We start from the raw sequence: 26,696 nt of genomic DNA, 5'->3' as shown, positions 1-26,696 counted from the left end.
TCGAAAAGTTGGTATTAATCAAGCTCACTATAAATACGTCTGTTTTCTTCTTTAGTAAGTGCAATAACTTCTGTTTTAGAGATGTAATCTTGCAGTGCTTTTTTGTTTTTAAAATCTACTAACACCACCAAATTACCTAAACCGAGTAAAGCGCTAACGCTGCGGATAATTGATTGCGGCCAGCTAATTAAATTACCCTCAAGAGTTTGTACTTTTAAACGCCATGCACGCATGCCAATGGTTTGCCCGCTTTTAGTCCAAAAGTAGCCAAAAAATACTAAGGTAACAATAATTAAAAGAGCTGTACGAATACCCGAAAGAAGATTTGAATTTTGAATAAAGGCAGATACATCCTCTGCGCCATTTAAACTAATTACATCGAGAGAAATAAGCCCTTGTACTGCAAATAAATACAGCACTACAGTTAACATCGCAAACGCAATAATGGCTAACGTATCGTAAACTAACGACGCAAAACGGCGCCAAAAACCAGCACGTGGAAACTCACCCGACATAAATACACTCTCACTATTAATATGCGAGCTAGTTTAGCAAAAAAGCTTACAAATACTAAGACATGTTAATGTTTAGAGAGGGAATTGATTTTATTGCTTTAAGTTATTACCTACAGGGGAAATGAAAAAGACCCTGCTATTGGTAGCAAGGCCTTTTAATTTATAGCGGATTTAACCTAGCTTGATAGCAAGGTATTTTATGACGTCACCACTTATTTGCGGTAAAAAATAAATATCGCCGTATTTAAAATACTGCTGCGAGTTAATTATTACGGCCTGTGCTGCCTGAGGCAATGAATCGTAAGTTTGGCCCAAGCTATAATCATTCACATTCCCCACTTTTATTGCCTGATTAAGACGGGTTGGTGGCTCATCAACCACTGTATAACCGTCATTATTTGCGACGTAATACACGTTTTGATATGTGTAGTAGGTGGTATTGTGATGCTTAAAATGCCTGTAATTTCTTGGTAGCGTATTTATACGCAGGCCTCTAGGTGGCGTAACTACATGGTAGCCTCTTTTAGCTTTACGGTAGTAAAGGCCGTCGTTAAACGTAAACGAAATACCATTAAATCTAATCGATGCGCTATTGCGTGGTAAATGGTTTATAAATCGATTTTGTCTGTAAGCGACTGAATTATTATGGCTTGTTAAGTAGTTATATTTGCGCTGGTTGTAGCGGTATTGTTCACGCTTTTCCTGCTTGTACTTAGCAAGTTTACGTTTTTCTTGCTTACGGTCTTCTCGTTTTTCTTTTTTATGCTCAATACGCTGCTTTTTTTCATGGCGGCGTTCATCGCGTTTATATTCAACACGTTTGTCGTGGTCACGTTTAAAGCTTTTATCATTCTCTCGCTCGTTTTGTGCTCCAAGCGCAGAGCCTGATACTGCGCCAATGGCGAGCAGTGCAGGTAGTAAAAAAGTAAGTTTCATAGTATTGCCTCGTTTATGTTTTTACATAACTGGGTTCAATACTAGCGGTTCAAACTGAATGTTAACTGACATACAACAGCAAACGGAGCTATGCTTACAGCTTTTTACATTTTACTGACGGTTATTGACATACTTAGTTATTTTTGACGATTTTTGAGGGTGACTCTGTTCTTTGTAAGTATATTTATTACGAGAGATATTTTAATAATTTTGCTATTAAATTATGTATTTGGACTTTTTTGTTGTGCTTAGAAAACGTTATTTCCGTGCATTTTAGATGGGAAAATACCAATAATAGAGTTTAAATGGTGTAAAAAGCTAAGTTTACGGCGCGTTGTTTATTGCCGCAAACATGACTTTATATTTTAAAGTGCGCATCTATCTTTTAATAAATTTAAGGTTTGGGTGATACGTTATGGTATTAACTTTAACAAATGCTGTGTTATTAACGTTTCTTTTAACAACTTTAACTGGAACATACTTGATTACCTTAGTTTGGTTAATTTTTTTCAGTTCTCGTTTTAGCTGAACCTTTTTATATTCTTGCTTTGTATATCTATCATGTGGTGCTGCAAATGCAGAACTAGATAAAGTGCCCATAACTAATAGTGCAGGTAGTATAAATGTAAGTTTCATAATATTGCCTCGTTTGTGGTTAACATGGCTAGTATTGACGTTTGAAACTGAATGCCAACTGCATGCAGGGCAACTGTAGGGAGGCTTTACACCCCTTTACTTATCTTTACTATTCTTGACGCTAATACCAATCCGCAGTAATACTTAATCAATTTGAGAGATTCAATCTAACGCTCATTCTATTAAAAAATGACTGATATATGGCTGCATAAATGCAGAAGGTAGAGAAATGAAAGAGCAATTGTCGAGAACAACTAATAACAAATTCAGCAGTGTTATCAACACCGTTTTCTTACCTCAAAACAGGCAGCTTAATTAAGCTACCTGGTATAAAACCGTATTGGTTCTATACCAATTCCATATATCGTTTAGAGTCTAGGTTGGCTACTTTTGATAAAAAGGATAATCGCTATAACCGACTTCAGTACCGCCATACATAGTGGCTGCATCGGCCTCGTTAAACGTCCAATTATTCGCTATACGCTCTGGTAAATCAGGGTTAGCTATAAAAGGGCGACCAAATGCAAATAAGTCACCGTAACCTTCACCTAAAATACGTACCGCTTTTTCTACTGTGTATTTACCAGCATAAATGATGCGACCTGAAAATTCAGCTCGTACTGCTTTATAAAATTCTTGTGGTAAATCAGGAGCATTTTCCCAATCAGCTTCCGCTATTGATAAGTAAGCAATGCCAGCTTGCTCAAGCACTTTAACGGCTTGTACATAAGTATGGTGAGGGTTTGATTCTACAAGTCCTAGATACACTCGTGTTTCATCTGTGCTTTCAAATAAAGGAGCAAAGCGAACACCTAAACGATCAGAGCCTACAACGTCACTTACCGCTTCAACTATCTCTTTTAAAAAGCGCAGGCGATTACTAAGCGTTCCACCGTATTGATCGTCACGGTTATTAGTATGTTCAGAAATAAACTGATTAACTAAATACCCGTTAGCACAATGAAGCTCTACGCCATCAAAGCCTGCTTCTAGAGCATTACGTGCAGCTTGCGCATACATGTTTACCAGCTCGCCAACCTCAGTAGTACTTAGTGCACGGGGGGCACTTGGTTCAGCCAATGCGCCTTCACCAGGTGCGGTTTCAATAAATACTTTTACGTTGTCAGCAATAATATCTGAAGGGCCAACCGGTTTACCTGAATTTGGTTGTAGTGTGGCGTGCGATACGCGCCCTACATGCCAAAGCTGAGCAAAAATAACACCGCCTTTAGCATGTACTGCATGTGTTACTTTTTTCCAGCCTTCAATTTGTGCTTGCGAGTGAATACCTGGGGTCCAAGCGTAACCTTGTCCACGAGGTTCTATTTGTGTGCCTTCGGTAACCATAAAACCAGCCGATGCCCGCTGCGCATAATACTCAGCCATTAATTCATTAGGAATATTGCCAGGCTGAGTGCTGCGAGAGCGAGTAAGAGGTGGCATCACAATACGGTTTTTAAGTGTAAAAGGGCCAAGCTCAATTGATGAGAATAAAGGGGCGGTATTAACTAATTCTGATTTCATTTTAAATTCTCTTATAAAGCAAACAAAGGCTTAAATAGTGGTTAAGCAACATTGGCAGCATAGAGATTTAAGGATACAATTTGAAACAACACTTTTTTGTGCAGCATACAATTATGAATGGTATTAGTCGGCTCGATATAAAACAGTTAAGAGTACTCAGTAGCTTATTAGAATTGCGAAATCTTTCGCAAGTAGCCAAAAAAATGGGGTTAACGCAACAAGCTATTAGTGAGCAACTACGAAAACTACGAGACTTATTTGACGATCGCTTGTTTATTCGCCAAGGTAATAACATGGTTGCTACTCCTAAAGCGCAAGGACTCAAGGCGCCTGTTAATCATATTTTAAAGCAATTAGAATCGTTACTAGAGCCCGAACTGTTTAGTCCGCAAACTTATAAAGGTGTGTTTACCATAAGCGCAACCGACTACGCCACGCAGGCTTTACTACCGCAATTATTTAATATTACCCGCCGCGAAGCGCCAGGTTTAAAGCTGATTGTGCGCGACTTTGCGTCTGACAACGTTAATCAACTTATAACGGCAGGCGAGCTTGATTTATTGATTAGCTTTCCTGAATTTATACCCGACAACCTTTCTTATATCACTTTGTTTGAAGAACAGCATTTGTGTATTACCGGTATAGGTAATACTACTTACACTGAACCTTTGAGTTTGGCGCAATTTGCAAAGCATTCACAGCTAGTGGTGTCGCCATCGCGCGCTAATTTGCGCGGATCGCACGATCAGTGGTTTGAAAGCCAAGGGCTAAAACGTAATATTGTAATGTCGGTACCGAGCTTTTCAGCAGTGCCCGACATTTTACATACAACCGATATGCTAGCGTTTTACCCATCAAGATTATTACCAAACAGCAAAGTTAAACAGCTAAAAATAGAAGCTCTGCCTCCCACATTTAAAGTAATAGCTGCATGGCATCCGCGTACCAATAACAGCCCAATTCATAAATGGTTGATAGAGCAGCTACAAAATTTATAACGATGTAAAAAATCTAAAGTGATTACTTTTTACTGTTAAATTAGCAACCCAATATTTAGATTTAATCATTTAACCCCTCCTTAACCCTCGACCTAATAAGCTATGTGTAATAGTACGAATTAGGCATAGTTAAATGGTTTATTTTAAAAAGCACTCAACCGGTTTTTTACTTGCACTTAGTTGCACACTTGCTGCATGCAGTAGTCAGCCAAGCTATCAAGGTAATAGTACTGAGCAGTCGCTAAAACAACATACAAACTGGCAGTACACGCAAAGTAACGCACAGCACGTAAATTACATTACCGATTTGGTGAATATAGAAGGGCTTGATTCGCTTATTGAGCAAGCTGTTACTAATAACCCATCGTTCAATCAAGTGCATGTTGCATTAAAACTAGCTTATGCGCAGCGTGATGTAACTGCTGCAAGTCAGTGGTTTAGTGTAGATGCAGGATTTGACGCGCAGCGCAGTAAAACCGAAGGCACGCAATACAGCTCATCAGTAGGTATAAGCTGGGAAGCCGATATATGGCAAAAAATTGCTGACAACGTAGCCGCGCAAGATATGACTATTGCCAGTAACCAAGCTACTTATCAAGGTGCTAAAGACACATTAGTAGCGAGTGTTATTCGTACTTATTTAAATATTATTTTGCAGCAAAATTTACTCGATATAGAGCAGCAACGTTTAGTTGTTTTACAAAATAATGAGCAAAGTATTGTAGAGCGCTACCAATATGGGTTAGGTGATTTAGAAGCGCTTGATACCGCCCGTACTAGCACGGCATCTACTCGCGCAACCATTGCCGATTATCAAGAGCAAATAGCAAAAGCAAAGCGTGCTTTAATGCTAATTGTAGGCACTGATAAACTTCAAAACCTGCCAAGTACATTAACACTGCCAAGCGTTATTGAGCCATTAAGTACATTACCAGAGCAAGATTTGGCGCGCCGACCTGACTTACAAAGTGCCTATTACAACATTCAGGCAAAGCATTACTTGGTTGATGTATCGTACAAAGAGCTACTACCGAGTATTTCGCTTTCGGCATCACTGAGTGATTTAGCAAGCACGCCAAGCCAAGCATTATTAACTAGCCCTGTGTGGAGTTTATTGGGTAGTTTAAGTGCCCCTTTATTTGAAGGTGGAGCACTGCGTGCGCAAGTTGATATTGCAAAATTAAATGCCGAGCAAGCGTTTTGGCAGTACCAAGATACGCTGCTAAGTGCGGTAAACGAAGTTGAAAATGCACTCGGGCAGGAGCAATCATTAACCGAGCAACAACTGCAAATTAGCAATGCACTTGCCAGCGCTCAACGCAGCTTTAGTAACTATCAAAGTAAGTATCAACAAGGTTTGGTTGATATTTTAGATTTGCTAACAGTGCAACAAAAAGTATACGACCTGCAAGCTCAGCTTAGCCAAATAAACTACACCCTTTTAACTAACCGCATAGATTTAGGCCTCGCTTTGGGCCTTGGAGTATCGTCATGAAAATTTCGCCAACACCGGTTGTTGTAACGCTTGTTGCTATTGTTTGTATAGGGCTTGCTATTATGTATAACGGTCAAAAAATGGCTGAACAAGCAAATAGCCCACAACCTGCCGCTATTAAAGCTATTGCCCCAAATGTATCGGTAATTAATGCAGTTCCGAGTACTTATCAGGCTTATGTTAGTGGGCATGGTGAAGCTAAAGCGCATTGGTCACTTAGCTTAAAAGCACAAGTTAAAGGCGAAGTAACCAGTATGAGCGAGCAATTTGCGACCGGTAACTTAATAACTAAAGGGCAGGTGTTTGCACAAATAGATAATACAGAATACTTACAGACCCTAGCTAGCGCAAAAGCAACATTGGCTGATGCAAAACTAGCACTACAAGAAGAACAAGATTTAGGTGAACAGGCAAAACGTGAATGGGATCGCTCAGGCGTTACGCAAGCACCAAGCTCGCCGCTTGTATTTAGAACGCTACAACTAGAAGCCGCGCAAGCTATGCTCGATAAAGCACAATATGCACTTAAAACCGCACAGCGTGATGTAAATAACACCCAGTTAAATGCACCATTTGACGCTGTTATTTTATCGCGCGATATAGATTTAGGTACTTATGTGAGTATTGGCGATACGCTTGCCACGCTAAACAGCACTGACAAAGTAGAAATAACCGTGCCGCTTTCATTAATTCAGTGGCAAAACCTAGCAAATAATAAATCAGGCGATGTTATTTTAACTGATGTAACCACTAATACTAAATGGAATGGTTATATTGCACGTTTTGAGCAACACCTTGATGACAGCTCGCGTCAACGCAACGTAATTGTTGCCTTAGATAAACCGTTTGAGCAAACAACGCCATTACTGCCTGGTACATTTTTAGCGGTAGAAATTGCCGGTAAGCAGTTAAGTAACGTAATAAAACTGCCTGCTTCGGCGGTATCTCAAGATGGCTTAATTTGGTACGTAAATGATCAAAACAACTTAGTAAGCATACAAGCCAATAAAGTATTTGAGCGTGGTGATTACGTATATATTTCGCCAGTTGCAGAGCAAAGTACTTTAAAAGTAGTAACGCGCCCATTAGTAAGTTACCTAAGCGACATGAAAGTAAATCCAATTGTTGAGGAGATACAATAATGAGCCCTCATCAAGCACCTCAATCACCCAGTAATAATAACCCGCTGCACGGTATTATTAACTGGTTTGCAAATAACTCTGTTGCCGCTAACTTATTGTTAGTTAGTGTGATTGTAATGGGTATTATGTCGCTTACGACTTTACGTAAAGAGGCATTTCCGAGTTTAGAGCCAGATACTATTTCGGTATCGGTGGTTTACGACAGTGGCGATGCATTGCAAGCCGAAGAAGGAATAGCGTTAAAAATTGAAGAAGCGCTCGAAACCGTATCGGGTATTAAACGTATTACCTCTACATCCGATGCTAGCGGCAGCCATGTAAGCATTGAAAAAAGTACTGATTACTCACTCGATGAGTTACTTGTTGACGTTAAAAACCAAGTTGACGCTATTAATAACTTTCCGGCAGATGCTGAGCAACCTGTTATTGATAAAGCCCGTAGGCAAGATCATGCATTAACGCTGCAACTTTTTGGGGATGCCGATCGCCATACATTACAAAATCTGGGCGAAAAACTTAAAGCCGATTTATTAGCGCAATCAGGCATTAGCGACGTAGCGCAGTCGGGTGTGATTGACCCGATGATGTCCATAGAAATCGACGAAGGTAAATTACAAGCGTATGGCTTAACTATTAGTGATATAAGCGAGGTCATTAATAATGAGTCATCAAGCCCGCTTTCGACTAGTTTGCGCGATAGCAGTAAAATTATACGCTTAAAAGCCGCCGATCAAGCTTACTGGCAGCGCGACTTTGCCAATATTGTATTGTTGACCACTGCATCAGGCGCACAAATTAAGTTAGGCGATGTAGCAACCGTTACCGACTCATTTGCCGAAGATAGCAACTCATTAAGCCGTTATAACCAACAAAATGCCGTAGGCGTTGAAATTTTAATGGGCGATAACAGCGATATAACTACCATTGTTGAGCAAGCTAATAGCGTAATAGATAAATGGCACGAAAGCGGTTTATTACCTCAAAACGTAGAGCTTGAAAGCTGGCACGACAAAAGCACCATGATCACCGATCGTTTATCGCTACTTACTAAAAACGCGGTGACCGGTATTATTATGGTGTTTGTAATACTTGCCATATTTTTAAATGTACGCGTAGCCCTATGGGTGGCTGGTGGCTTGCCGTTTGTGTTTTTTGGTACGCTTTATTTTATGACCGATGGCTACACCGCACTGACCATAAACGAAATGACCACCTTTGGCTTTATTATGGCGCTGGGCATAGTGGTAGACGATGCCGTTGTTGTAGGCGAGAGTATTTACACTACACGTAAAAAACATGGCGATACATTAAATAATACAGTTTTAGGCACTATGAAGGTTGTTGTGCCAACAATATTTGGGGTGTTAACCACCGTTGCCGCGTTTGTGGCGCTTTCGAATGTGTCAGGTAACTTAGGTAAAATTTACTCTCAATTTGCCACTGTAGTGACCATTTGTTTACTACTTTCGGTTGTTGAATCAAAACTTATTTTACCCTCGCATTTAGCCCACATTAGTACTAAGCGCCAAGTTAAAAAGGGCTTAGGAGGTCTGTGGTCAAAAATACAACATGGTGCTGATAGTGGCTTAAACTGGTTTAGTAAAAACATTTACTGCAAGGTTATTGAATTTTCACTGCGCTTTAGATACGCCGTAGTCGCTGCGTTTATCGCTTTTTTTATACTGGTTATTGGCATGCCGATGACAGGCACAGTAAAAGTTGGTTTTTTCCCAAGTATTGCAGGCGACACCGTAACAGCCGATTTAGTTATGCAAAACGACGCTGCTTATGGGCAAACAAATGCAAATTTACTAACGCTTGAGCAAAGTGCATTACAAGCTGAGCAAAACTTAATGACTAAGTTGAGCTCTGAAAAAAGCGAAATAACCAGCCTACAAGTCATTAGTAGTAGCGACACCAGCGGTGAAGTAAGCGTTGAGCTATTAAACGAAGGCGCTTTTACAGCAAACGAATTTGCTCAAGAGTGGCAGCGCGTAGCAGGTAGCCTTGAGGGCAGTAAAAAATTACAAATATTAGCTACGCGTAAAATGGTCGATAACTTTAAAGTTGAGCTTAAAGCGTGGGACGACGAAACCGTAATGGCGGCGGGCGCACTATTTAAGGAGCGCTTACAAAATACCGCAGGCGTTAACGGAATAGACGACAACTTAAACCCAGGTCAGCCACAGCTTAAGTTTACCCTAAATGCACAAGGGCGCGCGCTTGGCATGGATACAGCCAGTTTATCAAAGCAAGTACTGCAAGCTTTTGGTGGTGCAGTTGTACAGCGCTACCAACGTAATAAAGACGAAGTTAAAGTACGTGTACGCTACCCAGAAGATGCTCGTAAAACACCTGCCGATATAATGCAGTCGCGTATTCGCCTGCCTGATGGCACCGTTGTACCGCTAGTAAACGTAGCCACAGTAAGCAGTGAATATCAGCAAGATGAAATAACCCGCATTGATGGACTACGTGCAATTTATTTAAGCGCCCAAGTAGATAAAAACGTGATTGCTCCAAACGAGTTAGTTGCTAATTTAAAGCGCGGCTTAATTCCTGAGTTAACACAGCAATTTCCTAACTTAAGTGTGTATTTTGCAGGAGAGGCAGAACAACAAAGCGAAACCACCAGTTCAATGAGCACTATGTTTGTAGCGGCTTTATTAGTGATTTACGTGCTGCTGGCTATTCCGCTTAAATCGTATATTCAACCAGTACTAATCATAGTGGCAATTCCGTTTGGTATTGTGGGCGCTATTTTAGGGCATTGGTGGAACGACTTAACCATTAGTATATTGTCGTTAAATGGTATTTTGGCGCTCAGTGGGGTAGTTGTAAACGACAGCCTATTACTTGTTTCGCGCTTTAACGAACTAGTAAAAGAGGAGGGCATGAGCACGCACGATGCCATAGTTGAGTCGTGTACGAGTCGTTTGCGTGCGGTATTACTTACCTCAATTACAACTTACGCAGGCTTAGTGCCGCTACTTAGCGAAACCTCAATGCAGGCACAGTTTTTAATCCCTGCTGCGGCATCACTTGGCTACGGTATTTTGTTTGCCACGGTTATTACCTTAATACTTATACCGGCATTATTGATGATTCAAACCGATGCTAAACGCGGTATTGATGCTGTGCTAAAATCGCTAGGTGCTAAAAATAAAACGCAGGAAACAGCCTCTTAATGATAAACGTACTACTGGTTGAAGACGACATAGATTTGGCAACCACCATTGTTGATTATCTCGAAATTGAGTCAATAGAGTGTGACCATGCAAGCAATGGCGTAATGGGTTTAAATTTAATAGAACGTAATCAATATCAAATGATTATATTAGATGTAAACATGCCCAAAATGGACGGTTTAACCATGTGTAAAACATTGCGTGAGCAAGGCATTGATATACCAGTATTAATGCTGACAGCGCGCGATAGCCTCGACAATAAGCTTGAGGGGTTTGCAGCCGGTAGTGACGACTATTTAGTAAAACCATTTGCCATGAAAGAGCTCGTAGCGCGGGTTCAAGTATTAGCAAAGCGTAAAAGTGGTGAGGTAAAGCGACTTACATTTGCTAACTTAACACTTAATTTAACCGCGCATACAGCAACAGTGGCAGCGCACAGTTTAAAGTTATCACCCATTACTTTTAAGTTATTAGAAGTGCTTGTACGAGAGCAGCAAAAACCGGTAACCCGACAAGTAATTATGCAAGCAATATGGGGCGACGATCAGCCAGACAGCAATAGCTTAAAAGTGCATATTCATCATTTGCGTAAACAGCTAGAGCAAGCGCATTGCCAAGCCGTACTAGAAACAATACCCAGTGTAGGGTTTGCGCTAAAATTAAAAAATGAGACACAAGCATGAAAATTAGACCCAGCCTGAGGTTGTATTTTTTTGCCACCATGGTGCTTTTAAGTTCATTAATGGCAATTGGCTTTTCGTTTTTAAGTGTTAATTATTTTATTGATGGCTTAGACCGAGGGTTAAACGGAGTTATGTTTGAGCTTTCGCAAACCACTGAGATTGAAGATGGACAGCCAAAAAATATTGTTGGATTTAATGTGGCGAGCCGTTGGGAAGACATGCCAGAAATAATACAGCAAAAATTTGAAGTAGCGCCAAATGAAGCCGGTGTACTACAAAAAGTGAAAGATAACACCTCATTGTTTACTATGCCTGCAGACTTGTTTTTTGTTGTTTACTATCAAAATCCAAATGGCGAGGCGCGTTATATATCGCGTATTATGCTTGAAAAAAATCGCCCTAAAAGAATGGGAACTGTAAAACCAATACACCGCATGACATTGATAGCCATTACTGGTTTTGCAGCCATTGCCTTATTTACCTTCTTTTTGTTTATGGTAATGAAAAAAATAGCCAAGCCAGTAGAGTCACTACGTGGTTGGGCTAAGTCGTTAAATCAAAAGAATTTACAAAACACGCCGCCCGACTTTACCTATAACGAACTAAATACCTTGGCAACGTTAATACGCAGTAGCTTACTTTCAGCTCACGACAGCCTTGAGCGAGAACAGCGCTTTTTAAGTTATGCGAGCCACGAGTTACGTACACCAATTTCGGTTATTCGCAGCAACGTTGAGTTACTTAACCGTTTAAGCGAAAAAGTACCTTTAAGCGATAAACAACACCTTACACTGCAGCGAATAGAGCGCGCCGGTTTAACCATGAGCGATTTAACCGAGACGTTATTGTGGCTTAGCAGAAATGACGACCAGCAAAGTTCACCAGAGCCTGTAAACCTAGCCGAAAAAATAACGACCTTGGGTAACGAACTCGATTATTTACTCAATTCAAAACAAGTTGATGTACTTATAAATACCGATAACCAAAATACGACTATTAATACCGAAGCCACCGCATGCCACATTGTGCTTACTAACTTAATACGTAATGCGTATCAGCATACGCAACAAGGGCAAGTGCGAATTACTCAGCAGGGTAGCCGTGTGATTATAGTAAATAGCAGCGCACAAACTGATACGCCACACACTGCTAATAACACAAATAAGCCCGCCAATATTGGCTACGGTTTAGGGTTGGAGTTAAGCGAAAAAATAATAAAACGACACGGTTGGGTATACGAAGTAAACGACATGCCTGGGCGTTATGAAGTGGTGGTCGATTTTAGTTAATACGCTTTTTTTAATACTTAACCTGAACTCTGGTTAAGAGATTTACTAACATATTGAATCATAGTGATATTAAAATTTATTTTTTCTAGCCAGAAATTTTCAGTGAAAACAAGGCGAATTTACGCGTCAATAGCTGGTCTATTGCAAGTAAATTCAACGCAGTTCGCGCTGAAAATAGCTGCTTGAGATAGATTTATTATCCAGAGTTTAGGTTACTTAGATTTAAAATATAAAACCGCGCTAAGGCACTTTTAAAAAAGCTTTAGCGCGGTTTTTTATATTCAAAAATATTTAATTTAACGCTGAGAATATAGAAACTTAGTGATTTATTTAGCAAAGTATCTGTTAATGAGCCTTACAATGCCAATGATCATCGTGTTTAGTGCAGGCTTGTTTTGTGGGCTTGGCTTTTACGATCACAATGTTTGGAGAGTTGTGCTCAGTTACTAAAACAGGCGTAACTACTTTGACTGCTTTTTTATGTGGTTTATGCGCACTGGGACCATGTTGATATACAGTGCAGCCGCTCATAATAAGCGCGGTCGTCATTACTAAAACTACTTTTAAAGATAAGTTCATGTTTATTAGTCCTATATAGCTTAACACTAGGGCGTGTTGAATTTTGGTGGTTGAATTTACAGCAGTATGTTTGGTTTTTAGGCAAGGCAGAGCCTATGTAGTGTGGTATTCCCCATAAATAGGTGATAACGCAGCATAAAGACCAAACATGCGCTGCCCTTTGGGTTCTTTCTAGGGACGATTAACTCTTTGTTACTCGGTTTTTACTTAGCCCACTAGGTTACAAACCTCGCGCCGCGATTTAATCGCCCCTAGATTGAACAAATTTCAATCCACAAAGATCAACACGCCCTAAGCCTAGGATAAACTTTTTTTTGTATAGTGCTGTAAGCAAACGTAAGGATATTGTAAAGGTGGTTTATATGGCTTTTGACGTCTATTTAACTAATTAATAAGTACATTGGTACTGCGTTAAATACGCCAATACCAATGCTTATAATATTGAGTTTAGAGCTCAGAGCTTAGTCCACTGAGTTCAAACTTATAAATCGCTGCGCCAACCCATACCAGACTCTTCCATTAAACGCTCGTACACGCCTTCTATGTTAAGCGGTAACCATGCATCAAACTGTTTAAAGTCACTAAATTGGTCTAACTTTACATTTTGTTTAATTTCGTCAAGCGTATTACCGGCTAAAACGCCTGCTGTTACTTGGCTATATAAAAGCTCTAAATAACTTAAGTAACGCGCTACATCAGCCTTGCTGCCAATATCGGCATGTCCGCCTACAAAAGTATTAAAGTCATATTTGAGTACCGCTTGGGTTGAGTTAATCATGCCTTGAATATCGTAACTCCACAGCTTTTGCCACGGCATTCTGCCAATAACAATCCAATCAACTACAAACAATGTTTTTTGCTTTTCGAATAATATACTAACCGAACCACGACCATCGTTTGGACCATGGTAGTTAAGTTTTACTGTGGAATCACCAAGGGTAAGTAGTAGCTCATCATCAAAAGTAAGGCTGGGCGTTACTGTTTTCATTTGTGTGTTTTTAATATCTTGCGCAGCGAGTTTATGCGCTACAAACGTGGTGTGCGGGCTTTTAAATACCTCGGCGCCGTAAATATGATCGCTGTGATTATGGCTATAAATTACATACTTTACCGGTACGTTAAAGCGGGTTTTAATTTGCTCGTTTAACCAGGTGGCGGCTTTTTTATTAAGCGGGTCGGTAACAATTGCGCCCTCAGAAGTGATTAAAAATACTGAGCGGTGTCTGTCGTCTATAAAGCGGTGTAAGCCGTCCCCTAAGTTTTCTATTTCATAGGCTTGTGTGGCAAAGCCTATAAATAATAGGGCTGTAGTTAATAGTTTTTGTAGCAAGCGGGGCATACACCATTCCTTTTTAAATTGATTAAATTAATAACGCTATTAAAAGAAGAAAGTACAAAGCCGTAAAAAATTTCAGCTGTTGGTTAAATTAAAACTTAAAACTTAAAACTTAAACCTAAGCCTAAACCTAAGTAAAAGGAGCAAATATAAGGATGAAATAAAAAGCCATTATAAAAATGGCTTTAGATAGGTTGGTTGGGTTTATCTTTGTGTTAGTTGTTGGTTTATTTCTTCAAAGATACTGGCATCATCTATGGTTGAAGGTATTTGTAGCTCTTCGCCATCAACTAGTTGACGTAAATTTTTACGCAGTATTTTACCCGAGCGAGTTTTAGGCAACCTATCTACGCTAACTATATTTTTAAGGCACGCAATAGCGCCAATCTGATTACGAACACTTAAAACAAGCGCTTGTTCTACGTCGGTACTTGAGCCCATAAAATCATTTTTAAGCACGATCATTCCCATAGGGAGTTGCCCTTTTAGGGGATCGTTCACGCCAAAAACAGCGCATTCAGCAACAGCAGGGTGCGCGGCTACTATCTCTTCCATTTCGCCGGTAGAAAGCCTATGCCCTGCTACATTTATAACGTCGTCGGTTCTGCCCATAATAAATAGGTAGCCGTCTTCATCAATATAACCACCATCGCCAGATAAATAATAACCTTCGTATTCATTTAGGTAGCTTGCTTTAAAACGCGAGGTATCTTGCCAAATTGTTGGTAGGCAACCTGGTGGAAGTGGCAGTTTAATTACCACTGCGCCTTGCTCGTTAGCTGCGCATTCATTGCCATCCATATCTAATATTCGCACGTCAAAACCTGGAGTAGGCACGGTAGAGCTGCCAGGTTTTGTTGCTAAGTACTCAAGCCCTACAGGGTTACAAGCAATAGCCCAGCCAGTTTCGGTTTGCCACCAATGATCGAGCACTGGCAGTTTGGTTTTTTCTTTAAGCCACTCGTAAGTGGGAGGATCTAACCGCTCGCCAGCTAAAAATAAACGTTTTAAGCTTGAGGTATCGTATTGATTAAAACCATCGGCATTTGGATCTTCTTTTTTGATTGCTCTAAATGCGGTGGGGGCACTAAATAATGCATTTACTTTATATTCTTCAACCACGCGCCAAAATGTACTGGCGTCGGGTGTTTTAACTGGTTTACCTTCATATAATATGGTCGCGCAGCGATACATTAGCGGCGCGTAAACTATATAAGAGTGCCCAACTACCCAGCCAATGTCAGACGCTGCCCAAAATACGTCGCCGGGCTTCATACCATAAACGGTTTCCATGCTGTATTGCATTGCCACTGCGTGACCGCCATTTTCGCGTACAACGCCTTTGGGTGTGCCTGTGGTGCCAGAGGTATATAAAATATAAAGCGGATCGTTACCATTTACAGGCACCGGATCTGCGCTTGCAGCCGTTTGCATTGCCTGAGTCCAATCTATGTCTCGTTTAGGCTTAAGAGTGGCGGTGACTTGTGGGCGCTGATAAATAACGCAGTGTTCTACTTTGTGAGTAGCTAAGTCTATTGCGTTATCAATAAGTGGTTTGTATTCAATAACGCTGTTTACTTCAACACCGCATGAGGCGCTAAGTATAAGTTTGGGCTTGGCATCATCAATGCGTACTGCTAATTCGTGTGCAGCAAACCCACCAAATACCACCGAATGAATAGCACCAAGGCGAGCGCACGCCAACATACCAATAACCGCTTGTGGGATCATTGGCATATAAATGACAACGCGATCGCCTTTTGTAACACCTAACGATTGTATTACGCCTGCAAATTTAGCAACTTCTTGTTGTAGTTGTGAGTAGCTATAAGTCTGCTTTGTATTAGTGACTGGAGAGTCGTAAATCAGTGCAGTTTGCTCGCCAAATCCGGCAATAACGTGCTGGTCTAGCGCTAAAAAACTGGTGTTTAATTGCCCGTCGCTAAACCAATGGTAAAGCCCATCGTCGTCTTGTGTGTATGCTTTTGTGGGAGCTTTGTACCACGGAATGTTTTTACTTTGTTCGAGCCAAAATTGGGCTGGGTTTTGTTTAAAGGCATTATATTGCTGTTGATATTCGCCTGACATGTAAGGCTCCTAAAGCTAAATTTGTGTGTGAGAGACCTTACAAAATGTAGGCTTTTTTTAGCAAGCAAGCTATTCGACCTTGGTCGGCTAAAAGTTAATCAATACACTGGTTTTAAAAATACCAAATTGACAATACAAAGCGTGTGGTTCAGCATGGCGGACAGTAAAAATAAGAGAAAACACGATATGAGTAACGTAGTAAGAGTAGGGGTTGCGGTTATCATAAAGCATCAAAACACAATTTTACTAGGTGAGCGCATTGGCGCGCATGGTGCTAATACATGGGCAACACCTGGTGGGCATTTAGAGTTTGGTGAAAGTGTTGAGCAATGTGCAATACGAGAAGTGTTTGAAGAAACAGGTTTAAAGGTAAGTAAAATTACTAAGCTTGATTTTACCAATGATATTTTTACAGCAGAGAACAAGCACTATATTACGCTGTATGTAAAAGCTGACTTTGAAGGCGGAGAGCCTGAGCTTAAAGAGCCTAATAAATGTTTAAAGTGGCGCTGGTGCGATATTAATAATCTACCAACGCCACTGTTTACATCACTAAAAAATTACTTATCTGAGGCTGTACTAGCCTAGTTATTTTGTTGGCGGTGTCGCTGGGCTTAACTCTAGTTTACTAAAGCTTACTTGAGCGTAATCGCCATTTTGTTTATCTGTAGACCAATCGCCAGTACCTAAACACCCTGGGTACCAAATACCTTTCGCGCTTTTAGTACTACATTGGTTATAAGCGCCGGCTTTAAAGTAATGCCAATCTGCAGCGTAGCCATGTGGATGGTCTTTTTCGTCCACTTTGCCATAAGCATCTACGTTATTACCTAAGTTAATAGAGTAATTAACGTCTTCTTTGCCTTGTGCGCTAAATGTAAGGTGCATAACATTTTTATACACATTTACCGTGTAGCTAAATTCTTCACCTAGTGCAATACCTGCGCCGCCTGGCTCGTTAGGGTTTTCCCATGTATTACCCCAAACAGGGTAAGTAATGTCTGTACGGTCAGGATTCGTTTTAGCTAAGTTACGTTCGTAGTTCCAAAAAACTGAGCCTGTTTTATGTCCTGGCCATTTTTTGTAATATATTTTAAGTGGCTCATTGCCCCAGCCATAACCAAGCTTTGTATCAATAAGTGCCTGATCTTTACCTGCGTGAATTTGCCCTACAACAACCGAGTAAGCTGCTTTTTTATCAGGGTCGGTAGCACGTAGTGCAACGTGATCTACTTTTAACGTTGCTTCCATTTTTCCACCAACAGAACCAAATCGGTCAGATAGCGGGTGAACAGCTAAAGCAAAGTTGTTTTTAGAGTGTTTAGTTTTAATTTTAGTATTTGATCCACGGATCATTTGTCTAAGTTCACTACGGGTATTAGTAGAGTTAGCACTTGTAAGCGCTTTATTAGGGGAGGTAAATACCATGTAGCCTTTATCATCAAGATAGAAAAAATCAGGGTGTGCGTAAGTCTGAATTTCTTCTACATCTATTTCGTCAATTTTACCGTCGTTGTTTAAATCAACTGGTACATTTATTTTCCAGTGTGATAAATCAAACTTTGTTGCAGGTACCGGCGCATCGCTTTGCTGATTAATGCTTTGGGTACTTGAACAAGCGGTAAAAAGTAAAGGGGTGATAACGGCTAAAGCCGTAAGTTTAAATGTGGATGTATTTTTTATCATTATTGTCTCTGTGTGATGAAGTAAAAATTGTGCGGTACAGGCATCGCTTAATCTCAATCTAGCATACCAATTTAACAATTAAAACTTACCAATTAGTAAAATTAAATATTTTTTAAATGATTTTTTGTTATACCAATTTGGTTTGGGTGTTTTTTAACGGCTTTTATGGAAGTGTTTTCGGTATGTATTTTTTATGTGCTTGGCTATTCATTTAGTGATGTATAACGTAGATTTTGGCGCTAAGGTGTAGTCTATTTTGGGGGGGGAGGAGATTTTTAATTTTGTAGTTTGCTTTGCCACGTTTAGCAAATAACTAAATAACCACTGCCAATAACTAATGCCGGGCTTTAACTATGGTTAGTGCTGCAAGTTAGTCGTGTTTGGTAATAAAAGTTGCCACTTGTTTAAAATGGCATGATATTCACCATTTTCTTTAATACTACTTAATGCGTCAGAGAGTGTTTTAGCTGTTTTAGGATTAAGTTGATTACTTGCTGCAAAATTAAGTGAGGAGGGAAGATCGCTTAAATGAATTCGTTTTGTTATTAGGCTAGGATCGAGTCCTAGGCTTTTTAGCTCGTTATTAAGTGTAAGTGTATTAGTTACTACAAAGTCGATCCGGTTTTTATAAAGCATTTGCCAAAGTTGATTATAGTAACTGACCAGTATTAAATTGTTATTTTCGGTAAAGCCTTTTTGCTTTAAGTAGGCTTCGCTCAGGTAGCCACGAATGGTTGCTACTTTATACTCTTTAGCAAAATTTAAGTGAACAACTTCATCTACATGGCTTTTTAAGCTAATTAAATAAGCATCTGCAAAATACACTTCGCCTAACCATGTATATTTATTAATCCGCTCTGGGGTTTTTAACAAAGACAACATTATGGCGTTGGTATTTGTTTTATGCTCTTTAAAAACGCGGGCCATTGGCATTATTTCAAAATTAGCGGTTAAGTTTGTTTGCTTCACAACTGCTTTGGCAATGTCGACTAAAGCGCCGCTTACTTCACCTTGCTGATTTTTAAAGTGATAAGGAGGAAGGTCTTCAGCTATAAAAGTAACCGAATCGGCGTTACACAGGGGGCTATATAAAATAAATACAAAAGCACTTAATAAAACACGAAAAAACATAAAAAATCTTTTAAAGCAATAATACACCTAGTGTAGAGAGTATTAACTAAAACATATATATATTATGTTTATATAACGTAAATAATTTGCATTTACTTGGCTGTACTTGCTGTTTTGTATTTTATAAATTGTAATGGCGAGCATTTATGCCAGCGTAAAAATGCGCGATTAAAAGAGCTTTGATCTTTAAATCCTAAAATATTAGATAAATCAGCAAGTGGCATGCTGGCTATTAATGTATCTGCACGTTTTTTACGTTCTTTTTCAAGTAGCTGAGCAAAGGTTAAGTCTTGTTGTTTTAAGCGTCGTTGTAGCGTTCGGGGTGTTAAATTAAGCGCATCAGCTATGCCTATTAGGTTGCAGTTTTGCAAGGTAGTTTTAGCTGTAAGTAACTGATTAACTTTATCGTCAATACACTGCTGGCTTTTAAAGTTAGAGAGTTGCTGCTCTGACAATTGCTTAAAAGTAGAATTAATAATGGCGTTATCAGTTTTAAAAGGCAGCGTTAAATAATGGCTCGGAAAGCTAACTTGATTATATTCAGCACTGCTTATTACAGGGCATTTAAACCATGATTCAAGGGCGCGCCTTTGCGATGGCAACCAATTATAAGTGAAACTAATACTACTTGGCGAAAGCGTTAAATTTATTAACTGGCGAATTACACTTACCCACGCGGTCATGTTTCGTAAAACAACATGCTCATTACAACTTTGGTGAGCAATCCAACGAATAGTTGCTGTATCAGTATTTAGTTCAAACTTGGCTTTACCAATATCAGCCACCAAGCTGTCGTAGCTTAACAATGCTTTAATGGCACTGCTTAAGTTATCGCTTGATTCAATTAAGTAACCTAAAACGCCGTAGTCAGCAGTGCGAATTTGCTGACCTAGGGTAAAACCAAAAAGAGGATCGTTAAGTGTTTTTTTGCCATAAACTAATAAGGCATTGTAACTATTTAAACTAATACGCGGCGCTAATTGATGGGTACGCTGATTACTAAATTCGTGAAAGCTAATAGCGTGCAAAGCCGTTTTAGTACTAATGCCTTGCGCTTGTAAGTAATCAAGAATACTTGAAAAGTAATGATCAGCCAATGTGTGCATTTGTCATCTAAAGCTAAAAAATAGTCGTGTATTAGCAAGTTTGCCACGTTAAATTTTTATATGCTAGTTGAATGCCTAATAACCTCTTGCTGTAAAAATGATACTTATAACAATAAAACAAACGCTTAATGCACAGCCAAAGCAAATAATAAACACACTATTGGATCATCAACAGTTGCATCGATTTTTTAATGCCAAATTTACGCTGCTACAAGCACAAGACGAAGGGCAAATAGAAGGCGGAAAAGGATCTGTTAGGCAAGTGAAAATAGGTAAAATAACTTTTTCAGAGCAAATAATCAGTGCCGATCAAAATCAGATCAGTTACCAAATAGTAGGCGATAAACCAGTAGCTAATCATCGAGGCGATATATACCTCAGTGCAAATAAAGACATCAATACTTTAGTTACCGAACTTAACTATTGCATAAGCTGCTCAGCTCCATGGTGGATGCCAAATGCATTACTTAAATATGTTATTACAAAAGATATAACCCAAGCGTTAAACAATTTAAATAATTACTTTTTGGCGGGTAAAGTATGAACTCAGAAATTATTTTACTCGCTCTTAGCCCGTTATTTTTGATATTTGTTTGCTGTGAGTTTATTAAGTTTAAGCGCTATTACGACATAAAAGATAGCCTAGCAAATACAGTGTTAGCGCTATTACACCAAGGCGCAGATGCTATTGCGTTACTGCTGTTAATGCCTTTATTTAATTGGTTGTATGACTATAGATTGTTTGATATTGAAGTGAGTGTATTAAGTATTGCATTTGCATTTTTACTGCAAGATTTTTTGTATTATTGGTTTCATAAAGCATCGCATCATATTCATTGGTTGTGGGCTGCACATGTGGTGCACCATAGCTCAACTAAAATGAATTTCACCACCGCATTTAGGCAAAGCTTAATGTACCCCGTAGCCGGTATGTGGGTGTTTTGGCTACCTATGATTTTAATTGGGTTTGAACCGCTAACAGTATTTAGCGTGGTTGCATTAAATTTGGCGTATCAATTTTTTGTACATACTCAAATAGTAGGTAAGTTAGGCTGGTTTGAAAAAGTATTTAATACGCCTTCGCATCATCGAGTTCATCACGCAATAAATGCAGGTTACCTTGATAAAAACTTTGCAGGTGTACTTATTATTTGGGATAAGTTATTTGGCACCTTTGTAGAAGAAGATAAATCAAAGCCTTGTAAATACGGCATTATAGGGCAGCTTAATAGCAATAACCCAGTCGTTATTACGTTTCATCAGTGGGAGCACTTATTGAAAAGTGTTTATAAGGCATCGGGAATAAAAGCTAAATGTAGAGTGCTATTTGGCTACCCTACAAGTAGCATTAAATATAAATAATATTGAAAAAGTTAAAAGTAAAACTGCATAGCTAAACTCATTGATGAATTATGGCTATGCCATTGAGCATGCTGTACTTTGCTGCGCAGCGATACATTGCGAGAAACAGCGTAATTCCATGTTATAGCTATTTCGCTGTGCTTACTTGCTGCGTTATCAGTTAGCCATAATATATTGCCAGTTAAAGCGAGTTTATGGTTATTGTTTATTTGCCAAATTACACCGGCTTCGCTGCCTATTCCAGTACTAAGTTGGTCGGTTATACCGCCTGTATTTAGCTCAAATTGACCAAGAATATAGCCGTGTACATTATTAGGATCGCCATAAGATTTACCATAACCTCCTTTTGTAAAAAAGCGGCCTAAACGTTTATTGTCACTTGGTTGTCGGTCAAAGCCCATTTTAAAGTTCCACGACCAGCTATCAAATACGCGGTTATCGGGTGCAAGCGACATAGCATCTAATAAGTAAAAATGTTCAATATCTGCATTTCCTTCGTCAGTAATAGCGGCTTCCAAATCAAAAAAACTAATTTGTGCACCCGCTATAAAACCTTCAGGCCTATCTAGTAAGTCATGATACGCAAGCCTATAACCAAAATTTGTAAGGTTTGCTTGGTTATTATTTTGTACCCTACCTAGCGATACTTTAGAAGAACCATGACCTTGCTCTGGGGAAGCAATAGGGCGGCTTGGCTTAGTAAATGGCGAAGCTACATTATATTTGCTGCGCATTAGGAGTAGCTTAGTTAGTCGCGGGGCAATTTCTTCACGATTTAACGCTTTATCGTAAAATTCAAAATTTAACCATTCGTACGCCATTTCTAATATAGCGACTAATTGCGACTGTGAGTAATTACGAGTATTGAGGGAGCCACCTTGCATTAACTCTCTTGCATCATCAAGTTGTTCGTCAGTCATTTGAGTAGAGTAATGGTATAGCTTAGTACCAAAAGCTGGGCGGTAATTAGGTGTTTGTAATAAGTTGTTATTTCTTAGTACTGCAACGGTATCTGATGGAATAGCTTGCATATTAAATGACGATGTTAAATCAAGGTCCTCTTGTGCAAGTTGTAATAATGCAAGTAATTGGTAAGAGCAGTTTTCATCAATAAAAAAGTAATCGAATGTAGCTAATTGTAGCTCCCACAAGTGCAATAAAATAAGCTCTACCTGTAGCTCTGATAAATTAAGTTTGTATTCCCAAATATCACGAGATTCTAAATCATTATATTCGCGTACTTTTTTATAGTACGGCATAAGCGAAAACTTACCTGGGTAGCTGCCAATCAAGCCTTTTAATGCGTACATGGCTGCGTTGTCTGAGCCATCAGGCTCTGCTGCAAAGTTAACGGCAAACGCGAGCAACTCTTTATGGCGAGTCTGATCTTTTGCATCAATACGAAGTAAAGTGTGGCCAAACATTGATGATGGGCTATTCATAAATGCAGTTGGAAAAACTAACGTAACCCCTTTAGGGTTTATTATTTTTTGCCACGCCTGTAGTTCTGGGCAATTAAGTTCGGGCCAGTTATTTTCAATTTTTGTTTTTAGCCATTTATAACGTGCAGGAAACCGACAACGATATTGTGTTGTTTTTGGGTCAGTATTTTTACCACTAAATGCAGCTATAGTGGCTTTAAGTTCGTCATATGGGCTTGTTTTACCTGTAGGAGATAAAAAAAACTCAGCACTGTCTACTTCACTTTTCCAATCACCTAATGTGGCCAAGCGGTAGTGACCTAATTTAAGCCAGTAAGGGTGTGTTGCTAATGTATTTGTTTCAATACTTTGAGCGTTTGAGTAAGTACTAAAAAGAGCGAGCAGTAAACCAAATAATATTTTTTTCATAATCACTAAATTACAAAAGCCGCTAGAGAAATACTCCAGCGGCTTTATTTATACGTATAAAACCGGCTAATTTAGCTGATTAAGAAAGAGTATAAGAAGCAAGTTGTGCGTTACTTGCAAGAACAGTGTTTAGGTTTTCTAAAACTGTTTGTGAAGTCACGTTTTCAGAAGTAAATACTGAAGAAAACTGTGCTTGAGCAAGCTTATTGAACGCTGCTTTATCTTGATCTGCAACACCCCAAGCTTCAGCTAGAGTAGCTAAAGTTTCGCCTTCACCTTTTGACATATCACGAGCAAGTTGCTCCATGTTACCGTCAATGAATAAAGCGATTTTTTCTGAAGAAGTTACTGTACCAGTACCATCACAACCAAGAGTACCAAAAGTGATACCAAAAGTTTGGTTACCAGATGTACCATTTGTTGTAGCGCCTAAAATTTTAACGCCTTTACCTTGCTGACCAGCAAATAACATAGAACCAAGACCACAACCAATATCTTGGTCAGCCATTGCGTTTGAGAAAGGAAGTAAAGATAGAGCTGCTACTGCGATTAGTTTTTTCATTTTCATAAATCCATATATGATTGTCTTTATTTAGGGTAAATAAAGTTCGCGGAAGATTCTAACAGACTTGCAGAAAAAAGGAACAGGCTAAAACATGAATATTTTACACTCTAATTTTTAAATATATTAAAGTTAATGTCAGGATAAAAACCAGCCTAGTTTCCACTTTTTATTGAACTGGTGGCGGTTTTTTACTTCTTGGGGCACCTAACAAAATACAAGTATGGCAAATACATACAGATAAAAATGCACTAATACCTAATGCACCGCCATAGCCGTCAAGTTTTGGTACAAGAAATTCAAATAAGATTGAAAACAAAATAGATGAGCTTGCTACAGTATAAATACCAAATCGATGTGGGGCGCTCATACCTATGAATGTGCCGCCAAAAAATACAATTGCGTATAAATCGGGGTTCAAATTTAAAGCGCTAAAAATTAAATAAGCAATAATAGAAAGTGAAGACGACGCTCTAACCCCGTCAAAGCGACTATGCTTAGCTAAATAAAATGTTAAAAAAGCCCCAAGCAGTACAAGTAATGGGTATTCAATACTCATAATACAATTCCTTTGGCTAATACAAAAAGTGCTACGCTTGCAAAAGCTACGCTGCCAAGCTTGCCACCAAAACCTGTAAACATATTCATAGTAAGCACATACAAACTTGAGCCAATAAGCGAAATAATAGCAATTTCCCAGTAACTGGTAATTAAATGAGTTGAACACATACCTGCAAAGCTACCAGCATAAATTGCAGCATACGGATGGTTTTTATAAAGTGCAGGAAAAGGAATAAACGAGCCAATAAGCCCCGTTAGCGCAGCAGAAATCACTAAAGGTAATGCAAAAGTAGTGTGCATAGCAAAGCAAGCTACAAAGCCTAAAAAGAAAGTGATGAATTTTAAAAGTAAGAATTTAATCATAGCGGCGCATTTTAAACTAATCCTTTTGCGCTTTCTAATACTCTCTAACAAATAAATGTTATAAGTAATTACAAACTTTAAAAGCGTGTTTTTTAAACGGCTTTTAGGTATTAAATATGCTTAATAGTGCCGCTGTTAATGTTCTATAAATCACAAGTTATGTATAATGGCGATAATTTAATGTATTAAAGTGTTAACCAAGGGTTATTTATGTCTAACTGTTTACATCTGGCTATTCCGGCTGGCGATTTAAAAGTGGCTAAAGCGTTTTATTGTGACGTACTAGGCTGTAAAACGGGTAACAGTGAAGAAGGTCGCTGGGTAGATATAGATTTTTGGGGTAATGAACTTACCTTGCACCAGAGTGTTGAGCGCTTACCAACAGTTCGCCATGATGTAGATATGGGAGCTGTGGCAGTACCTCACTTTGGGATTCACTTATCTGAAGATGAATTTAACGGGTTAAAAACACGTATTGAAGATGCGGGTATTGAATACTTAGATAAACCATACCGCCGATTTATTGGTGATGAGTTTGAGCAAGAAACGTTTTTTATTGAAGATCCAAATGGCAATGTGCTTGAAATGAAAACCATGGTAAACCCAGAGGTTTTATTTAAAAAAGTATAAATGCTGTTGTTTAAGTTAAGCTAAAAAAAACCACTTTAATAAGTGGTTTTTTTATAACTATTAATCAGTGTTTTGATAAATTAGTTAATATTTACAGGTGAAAAAAATTACACTACATGCATGATTTTTATTCACTCTACAATGTAGGTATAGACACGTAGACTTAATTTCAATTCTCATACTTTATTGTTATTTATGCTGCTTAAACTCATAATTGCACCTTTGCTTATTTTACTAATAACATGCGCCCAAAAACGCTTTGGTAGTTTTGTTAGCGGCATAATTCCTGGCTTGCCTATTACCTCTGGACCTATTTCTTATTTTATAGCATTAGAGCAAGGTAAATTATTTGCAGCTAACTCAGCGGTGGCCTCTCTTTATGGTATGAGCGGTATAGGCTTATTTTGTTTTAGTTACTTGGTTGTATCACGAAGGTTTGGAATGCTTAAATCGCTTTTTACAGCGTTGAGTATTTGGTGTGTATTTAGCGTTATTACTTTATTTTTACCAGTGAATATTATTGTGGCGAGTGTGGTTTCGCTTTGTATTTTACTCGGTTTAACTATTATCTCTACAAAGCTAAATATATCAGTTGATGCAAAACCATTAAATGCCCGCTGGGAGCTTCCGGTAAAAATGATATTAGTGACGAGCTTTATCGTGCTTGTTACGTTTATATCGCAGCATATAGGGTCTACATGGAGCGGGTTAATATCTACCTTTCCGGTTATTTTGGCGGTAATGGGCAGTGTTGCCCATTTTAGTGACAAACAAGCCTCAACGTTTAAAATTCTTAATGGCGGTATTATTGGTTCATTAGGTGGATGTGTATTTTTTGCGGTGATTGCGTTTATGTTAAAACATAACTTTATGATTTGGCAGGTGTACGCAACAGCTGCCATTTTCTCAACGTTATTTACTATTATTTTTAGCCAATTTATTAATCGCCAATTTACCAAGCAAGCTATGCTAAACACCAAAAAAGCAGTGCTTAAGATTGACTCGCTCGGTTAACTTACATATCTAAAGCCATTAC

Annotated in this window: 25 protein-coding genes; 11 read left to right on the top strand and 14 right to left on the bottom strand. The window is 39.0% G+C overall.

What is annotated here, in order from left to right; all coding sequences use genetic code 11:
• Positions 1-14 precede the first annotated feature (14 nt).
• From I6E70_RS12445 to I6E70_RS12430, 4 genes are all read right to left on the bottom strand, one after another.
• Entirely contained in the window at positions 15-515 is a 501-nt protein-coding gene (locus I6E70_RS12445; RefSeq protein ID WP_007587274.1) for an RDD family protein, read from the bottom strand.
• A gap of 171 nt (positions 516-686) precedes the next feature.
• Positions 687-1,451, bottom strand: coding sequence for a DUF6515 family protein (locus tag I6E70_RS12440; RefSeq protein ID WP_197188838.1), 765 nt, complete (start codon positions 1,449-1,451; stop codon positions 687-689).
• Between the two features lie 378 nt (positions 1,452-1,829).
• A complete protein-coding gene (locus tag I6E70_RS12435) occupies positions 1,830-2,087 on the bottom strand; it encodes a hypothetical protein (RefSeq protein ID WP_197188837.1) in 258 nt (85 codons plus the stop codon).
• 384 nt (positions 2,088-2,471) lie between these two features.
• The gene (locus I6E70_RS12430) at positions 2,472-3,611 is read right to left on the bottom strand and encodes an alkene reductase (RefSeq protein ID WP_197102781.1); all 1,140 of its coding nucleotides are present in this window, start codon (positions 3,609-3,611) and stop codon (positions 2,472-2,474) included.
• 80 nt (positions 3,612-3,691) lie between these two features.
• Here I6E70_RS12430 and I6E70_RS12425 point away from each other — a divergent pair, with 80 nt between their 5' ends.
• From I6E70_RS12425 to I6E70_RS12400, 6 genes are all read left to right on the top strand, one after another.
• Positions 3,692-4,609, top strand: coding sequence for a LysR family transcriptional regulator (locus I6E70_RS12425; protein ID WP_010554876.1), 918 nt, complete (start codon positions 3,692-3,694; stop codon positions 4,607-4,609).
• Positions 4,610-4,742: 133 nt separating this feature from the next.
• The gene (locus I6E70_RS12420) at positions 4,743-6,104 is read left to right on the top strand and encodes a TolC family protein (protein ID WP_197188836.1); all 1,362 of its coding nucleotides are present in this window, start codon (positions 4,743-4,745) and stop codon (positions 6,102-6,104) included.
• A complete protein-coding gene (locus I6E70_RS12415) occupies positions 6,101-7,246 on the top strand; it encodes an efflux RND transporter periplasmic adaptor subunit (protein WP_197188835.1) in 1,146 nt (381 codons plus the stop codon). The genes I6E70_RS12420 and I6E70_RS12415 overlap by 4 nt, the downstream gene beginning before the upstream one ends.
• Positions 7,246-10,434, top strand: a complete 3,189-nt coding sequence (locus I6E70_RS12410) for an efflux RND transporter permease subunit (RefSeq protein WP_197188834.1) — start codon at positions 7,246-7,248, stop codon at positions 10,432-10,434. The genes I6E70_RS12415 and I6E70_RS12410 overlap by 1 nt, the downstream gene beginning before the upstream one ends.
• Positions 10,434-11,117, top strand: a complete 684-nt coding sequence (locus I6E70_RS12405; RefSeq protein ID WP_169045092.1) for a response regulator transcription factor — start codon at positions 10,434-10,436, stop codon at positions 11,115-11,117. The genes I6E70_RS12410 and I6E70_RS12405 overlap by 1 nt, the downstream gene beginning before the upstream one ends.
• Complete coding sequence (locus I6E70_RS12400) at positions 11,114-12,406, top strand: sensor histidine kinase (RefSeq protein WP_197188833.1); 1,293 nt, start codon at positions 11,114-11,116, stop codon at positions 12,404-12,406. Before I6E70_RS12405 ends, I6E70_RS12400 begins: the two co-directional genes overlap by 4 nt.
• A gap of 345 nt (positions 12,407-12,751) precedes the next feature.
• Here the strand turns inward: I6E70_RS12400 and I6E70_RS12395 are convergent, their stop codons facing one another.
• From I6E70_RS12395 to I6E70_RS12385, 3 genes are all read right to left on the bottom strand, one after another.
• On the bottom strand, positions 12,752-12,985 hold the full coding sequence (locus I6E70_RS12395; RefSeq protein WP_169061211.1) for a hypothetical protein: 234 nt from the start codon (positions 12,983-12,985) through the stop codon (positions 12,752-12,754).
• A gap of 481 nt (positions 12,986-13,466) precedes the next feature.
• Positions 13,467-14,324 (bottom strand): MBL fold metallo-hydrolase, encoded by an 858-nt coding sequence (locus I6E70_RS12390; RefSeq protein ID WP_197188832.1) that lies wholly within the window; start codon positions 14,322-14,324, stop codon positions 13,467-13,469.
• Positions 14,325-14,525: 201 nt separating this feature from the next.
• Positions 14,526-16,409 carry a propionyl-CoA synthetase gene (locus I6E70_RS12385; RefSeq protein WP_197188831.1) on the bottom strand — a complete coding sequence of 628 codons (1,884 nt, stop codon included), beginning with the start codon at positions 16,407-16,409 and terminating at the stop codon, positions 14,526-14,528.
• A 186-nt stretch (positions 16,410-16,595) separates the two neighbouring features.
• On the opposite strand from I6E70_RS12385, the gene I6E70_RS12380 reads away from it, so the two are divergent.
• A complete protein-coding gene (locus I6E70_RS12380) occupies positions 16,596-16,997 on the top strand; it encodes a nucleotide triphosphate diphosphatase NUDT15 (protein ID WP_024589726.1) in 402 nt (133 codons plus the stop codon).
• On the opposite strand, the gene I6E70_RS12375 is transcribed toward I6E70_RS12380, so the two are convergent.
• From I6E70_RS12375 to I6E70_RS12365, 3 genes are all read right to left on the bottom strand, one after another.
• Positions 16,998-18,095, bottom strand: coding sequence for a polysaccharide lyase family 7 protein (locus tag I6E70_RS12375; protein WP_197188830.1), 1,098 nt, complete (start codon positions 18,093-18,095; stop codon positions 16,998-17,000).
• A 357-nt stretch (positions 18,096-18,452) separates the two neighbouring features.
• Entirely contained in the window at positions 18,453-19,226 is a 774-nt protein-coding gene (locus I6E70_RS12370; RefSeq protein WP_197188829.1) for a substrate-binding periplasmic protein, read from the bottom strand.
• Positions 19,227-19,318: 92 nt separating this feature from the next.
• Positions 19,319-20,332, bottom strand: coding sequence for an AraC family transcriptional regulator (locus I6E70_RS12365; protein WP_197188828.1), 1,014 nt, complete (start codon positions 20,330-20,332; stop codon positions 19,319-19,321).
• 97 nt (positions 20,333-20,429) lie between these two features.
• Here I6E70_RS12365 and I6E70_RS12360 point away from each other — a divergent pair, with 97 nt between their 5' ends.
• Positions 20,430-20,876: an SRPBCC family protein gene (locus I6E70_RS12360; RefSeq protein WP_197188827.1), complete on the top strand. Its 447-nt coding sequence runs from the start codon at positions 20,430-20,432 to the stop codon at positions 20,874-20,876.
• Entirely contained in the window at positions 20,873-21,694 is an 822-nt protein-coding gene (locus tag I6E70_RS12355) for a sterol desaturase family protein (RefSeq protein ID WP_197188826.1), read from the top strand. Before I6E70_RS12360 ends, I6E70_RS12355 begins: the two co-directional genes overlap by 4 nt.
• 11 nt (positions 21,695-21,705) lie before the next feature.
• Here the strand turns inward: I6E70_RS12355 and I6E70_RS12350 are convergent, their stop codons facing one another.
• The 4 genes from I6E70_RS12350 to I6E70_RS12335 all read right to left on the bottom strand — a co-directional run bounded on the left by I6E70_RS12350 (position 21,706) and on the right by I6E70_RS12335 (position 25,030).
• Complete coding sequence (locus I6E70_RS12350) at positions 21,706-23,544, bottom strand: Lnb N-terminal periplasmic domain-containing protein (RefSeq protein WP_197188825.1); 1,839 nt, start codon at positions 23,542-23,544, stop codon at positions 21,706-21,708.
• Between the two features lie 79 nt (positions 23,545-23,623).
• A complete protein-coding gene (locus I6E70_RS12345; RefSeq protein ID WP_024589733.1) occupies positions 23,624-24,106 on the bottom strand; it encodes a DUF3015 domain-containing protein in 483 nt (160 codons plus the stop codon).
• Between the two features lie 169 nt (positions 24,107-24,275).
• Positions 24,276-24,665 carry a hypothetical protein gene (locus I6E70_RS12340; protein WP_007587227.1) on the bottom strand — a complete coding sequence of 130 codons (390 nt, stop codon included), beginning with the start codon at positions 24,663-24,665 and terminating at the stop codon, positions 24,276-24,278.
• Positions 24,662-25,030, bottom strand: coding sequence for a hypothetical protein (locus I6E70_RS12335; protein WP_197188824.1), 369 nt, complete (start codon positions 25,028-25,030; stop codon positions 24,662-24,664). Before I6E70_RS12335 ends, I6E70_RS12340 begins: the two co-directional genes overlap by 4 nt.
• Positions 25,031-25,240: 210 nt before the next feature.
• On the opposite strand from I6E70_RS12335, the gene I6E70_RS12330 reads away from it, so the two are divergent.
• Together I6E70_RS12330 and I6E70_RS12325 are read left to right on the top strand one after the other, a co-directional pair.
• A complete protein-coding gene (locus I6E70_RS12330; RefSeq protein ID WP_010554617.1) occupies positions 25,241-25,660 on the top strand; it encodes a VOC family protein in 420 nt (139 codons plus the stop codon).
• Between the two features lie 195 nt (positions 25,661-25,855).
• Positions 25,856-26,674, top strand: a complete 819-nt coding sequence (locus I6E70_RS12325) for a hypothetical protein (protein WP_197188823.1) — start codon at positions 25,856-25,858, stop codon at positions 26,672-26,674.
• Positions 26,675-26,696 lie beyond the last annotated feature (22 nt).

Source organism: Pseudoalteromonas sp. NGC95 (genome assembly GCF_015864705.1).
GTDB lineage: Bacteria > Pseudomonadota > Gammaproteobacteria > Enterobacterales > Alteromonadaceae > Pseudoalteromonas > Pseudoalteromonas arctica.
Note: the sequence above shows the minus strand (reverse complement) of the source record. Positions and strands in the feature narration are given on the sequence as shown.

What these genes read in the sequence shown, in the direction of transcription:
- I6E70_RS12445 (WP_007587274.1), bottom strand. Translation starts at nt 515, where the DNA reads ATGTCGGGTGAGTTTCCACGTGCTGGTTTTTGGCGCCGTTTTGCGTCG.
- I6E70_RS12440 (WP_197188838.1), bottom strand. Translation starts at nt 1,451, where the DNA reads ATGAAACTTACTTTTTTACTACCTGCACTGCTCGCCATTGGCGCAGTA.
- I6E70_RS12435 (WP_197188837.1), bottom strand. Translation starts at nt 2,087, where the DNA reads ATGAAACTTACATTTATACTACCTGCACTATTAGTTATGGGCACTTTA.
- I6E70_RS12430 (WP_197102781.1), bottom strand. Translation starts at nt 3,611, where the DNA reads ATGAAATCAGAATTAGTTAATACCGCCCCTTTATTCTCATCAATTGAG.
- I6E70_RS12420 (WP_197188836.1), top strand. Translation starts at nt 4,743, where the DNA reads ATGGTTTATTTTAAAAAGCACTCAACCGGTTTTTTACTTGCACTTAGT.
- I6E70_RS12415 (WP_197188835.1), top strand. Translation starts at nt 6,101, where the DNA reads ATGAAAATTTCGCCAACACCGGTTGTTGTAACGCTTGTTGCTATTGTT.
- I6E70_RS12410 (WP_197188834.1), top strand. Translation starts at nt 7,246, where the DNA reads ATGAGCCCTCATCAAGCACCTCAATCACCCAGTAATAATAACCCGCTG.
- I6E70_RS12405 (WP_169045092.1), top strand. Translation starts at nt 10,434, where the DNA reads ATGATAAACGTACTACTGGTTGAAGACGACATAGATTTGGCAACCACC.
- I6E70_RS12400 (WP_197188833.1), top strand. Translation starts at nt 11,114, where the DNA reads ATGAAAATTAGACCCAGCCTGAGGTTGTATTTTTTTGCCACCATGGTG.
- I6E70_RS12395 (WP_169061211.1), bottom strand. Translation starts at nt 12,985, where the DNA reads ATGAACTTATCTTTAAAAGTAGTTTTAGTAATGACGACCGCGCTTATT.
- I6E70_RS12390 (WP_197188832.1), bottom strand. Translation starts at nt 14,324, where the DNA reads ATGCCCCGCTTGCTACAAAAACTATTAACTACAGCCCTATTATTTATA.
- I6E70_RS12385 (WP_197188831.1), bottom strand. Translation starts at nt 16,409, where the DNA reads ATGTCAGGCGAATATCAACAGCAATATAATGCCTTTAAACAAAACCCA.
- I6E70_RS12380 (WP_024589726.1), top strand. Translation starts at nt 16,596, where the DNA reads ATGAGTAACGTAGTAAGAGTAGGGGTTGCGGTTATCATAAAGCATCAA.
- I6E70_RS12375 (WP_197188830.1), bottom strand. Translation starts at nt 18,095, where the DNA reads ATGATAAAAAATACATCCACATTTAAACTTACGGCTTTAGCCGTTATC.
- I6E70_RS12370 (WP_197188829.1), bottom strand. Translation starts at nt 19,226, where the DNA reads ATGTTTTTTCGTGTTTTATTAAGTGCTTTTGTATTTATTTTATATAGC.
- I6E70_RS12365 (WP_197188828.1), bottom strand. Translation starts at nt 20,332, where the DNA reads ATGCACACATTGGCTGATCATTACTTTTCAAGTATTCTTGATTACTTA.
- I6E70_RS12360 (WP_197188827.1), top strand. Translation starts at nt 20,430, where the DNA reads ATGATACTTATAACAATAAAACAAACGCTTAATGCACAGCCAAAGCAA.
- I6E70_RS12355 (WP_197188826.1), top strand. Translation starts at nt 20,873, where the DNA reads ATGAACTCAGAAATTATTTTACTCGCTCTTAGCCCGTTATTTTTGATA.
- I6E70_RS12350 (WP_197188825.1), bottom strand. Translation starts at nt 23,544, where the DNA reads ATGAAAAAAATATTATTTGGTTTACTGCTCGCTCTTTTTAGTACTTAC.
- I6E70_RS12345 (WP_024589733.1), bottom strand. Translation starts at nt 24,106, where the DNA reads ATGAAAAAACTAATCGCAGTAGCAGCTCTATCTTTACTTCCTTTCTCA.
- I6E70_RS12340 (WP_007587227.1), bottom strand. Translation starts at nt 24,665, where the DNA reads ATGAGTATTGAATACCCATTACTTGTACTGCTTGGGGCTTTTTTAACA.
- I6E70_RS12335 (WP_197188824.1), bottom strand. Translation starts at nt 25,030, where the DNA reads ATGATTAAATTCTTACTTTTAAAATTCATCACTTTCTTTTTAGGCTTT.
- I6E70_RS12330 (WP_010554617.1), top strand. Translation starts at nt 25,241, where the DNA reads ATGTCTAACTGTTTACATCTGGCTATTCCGGCTGGCGATTTAAAAGTG.
- I6E70_RS12325 (WP_197188823.1), top strand. Translation starts at nt 25,856, where the DNA reads ATGCTGCTTAAACTCATAATTGCACCTTTGCTTATTTTACTAATAACA.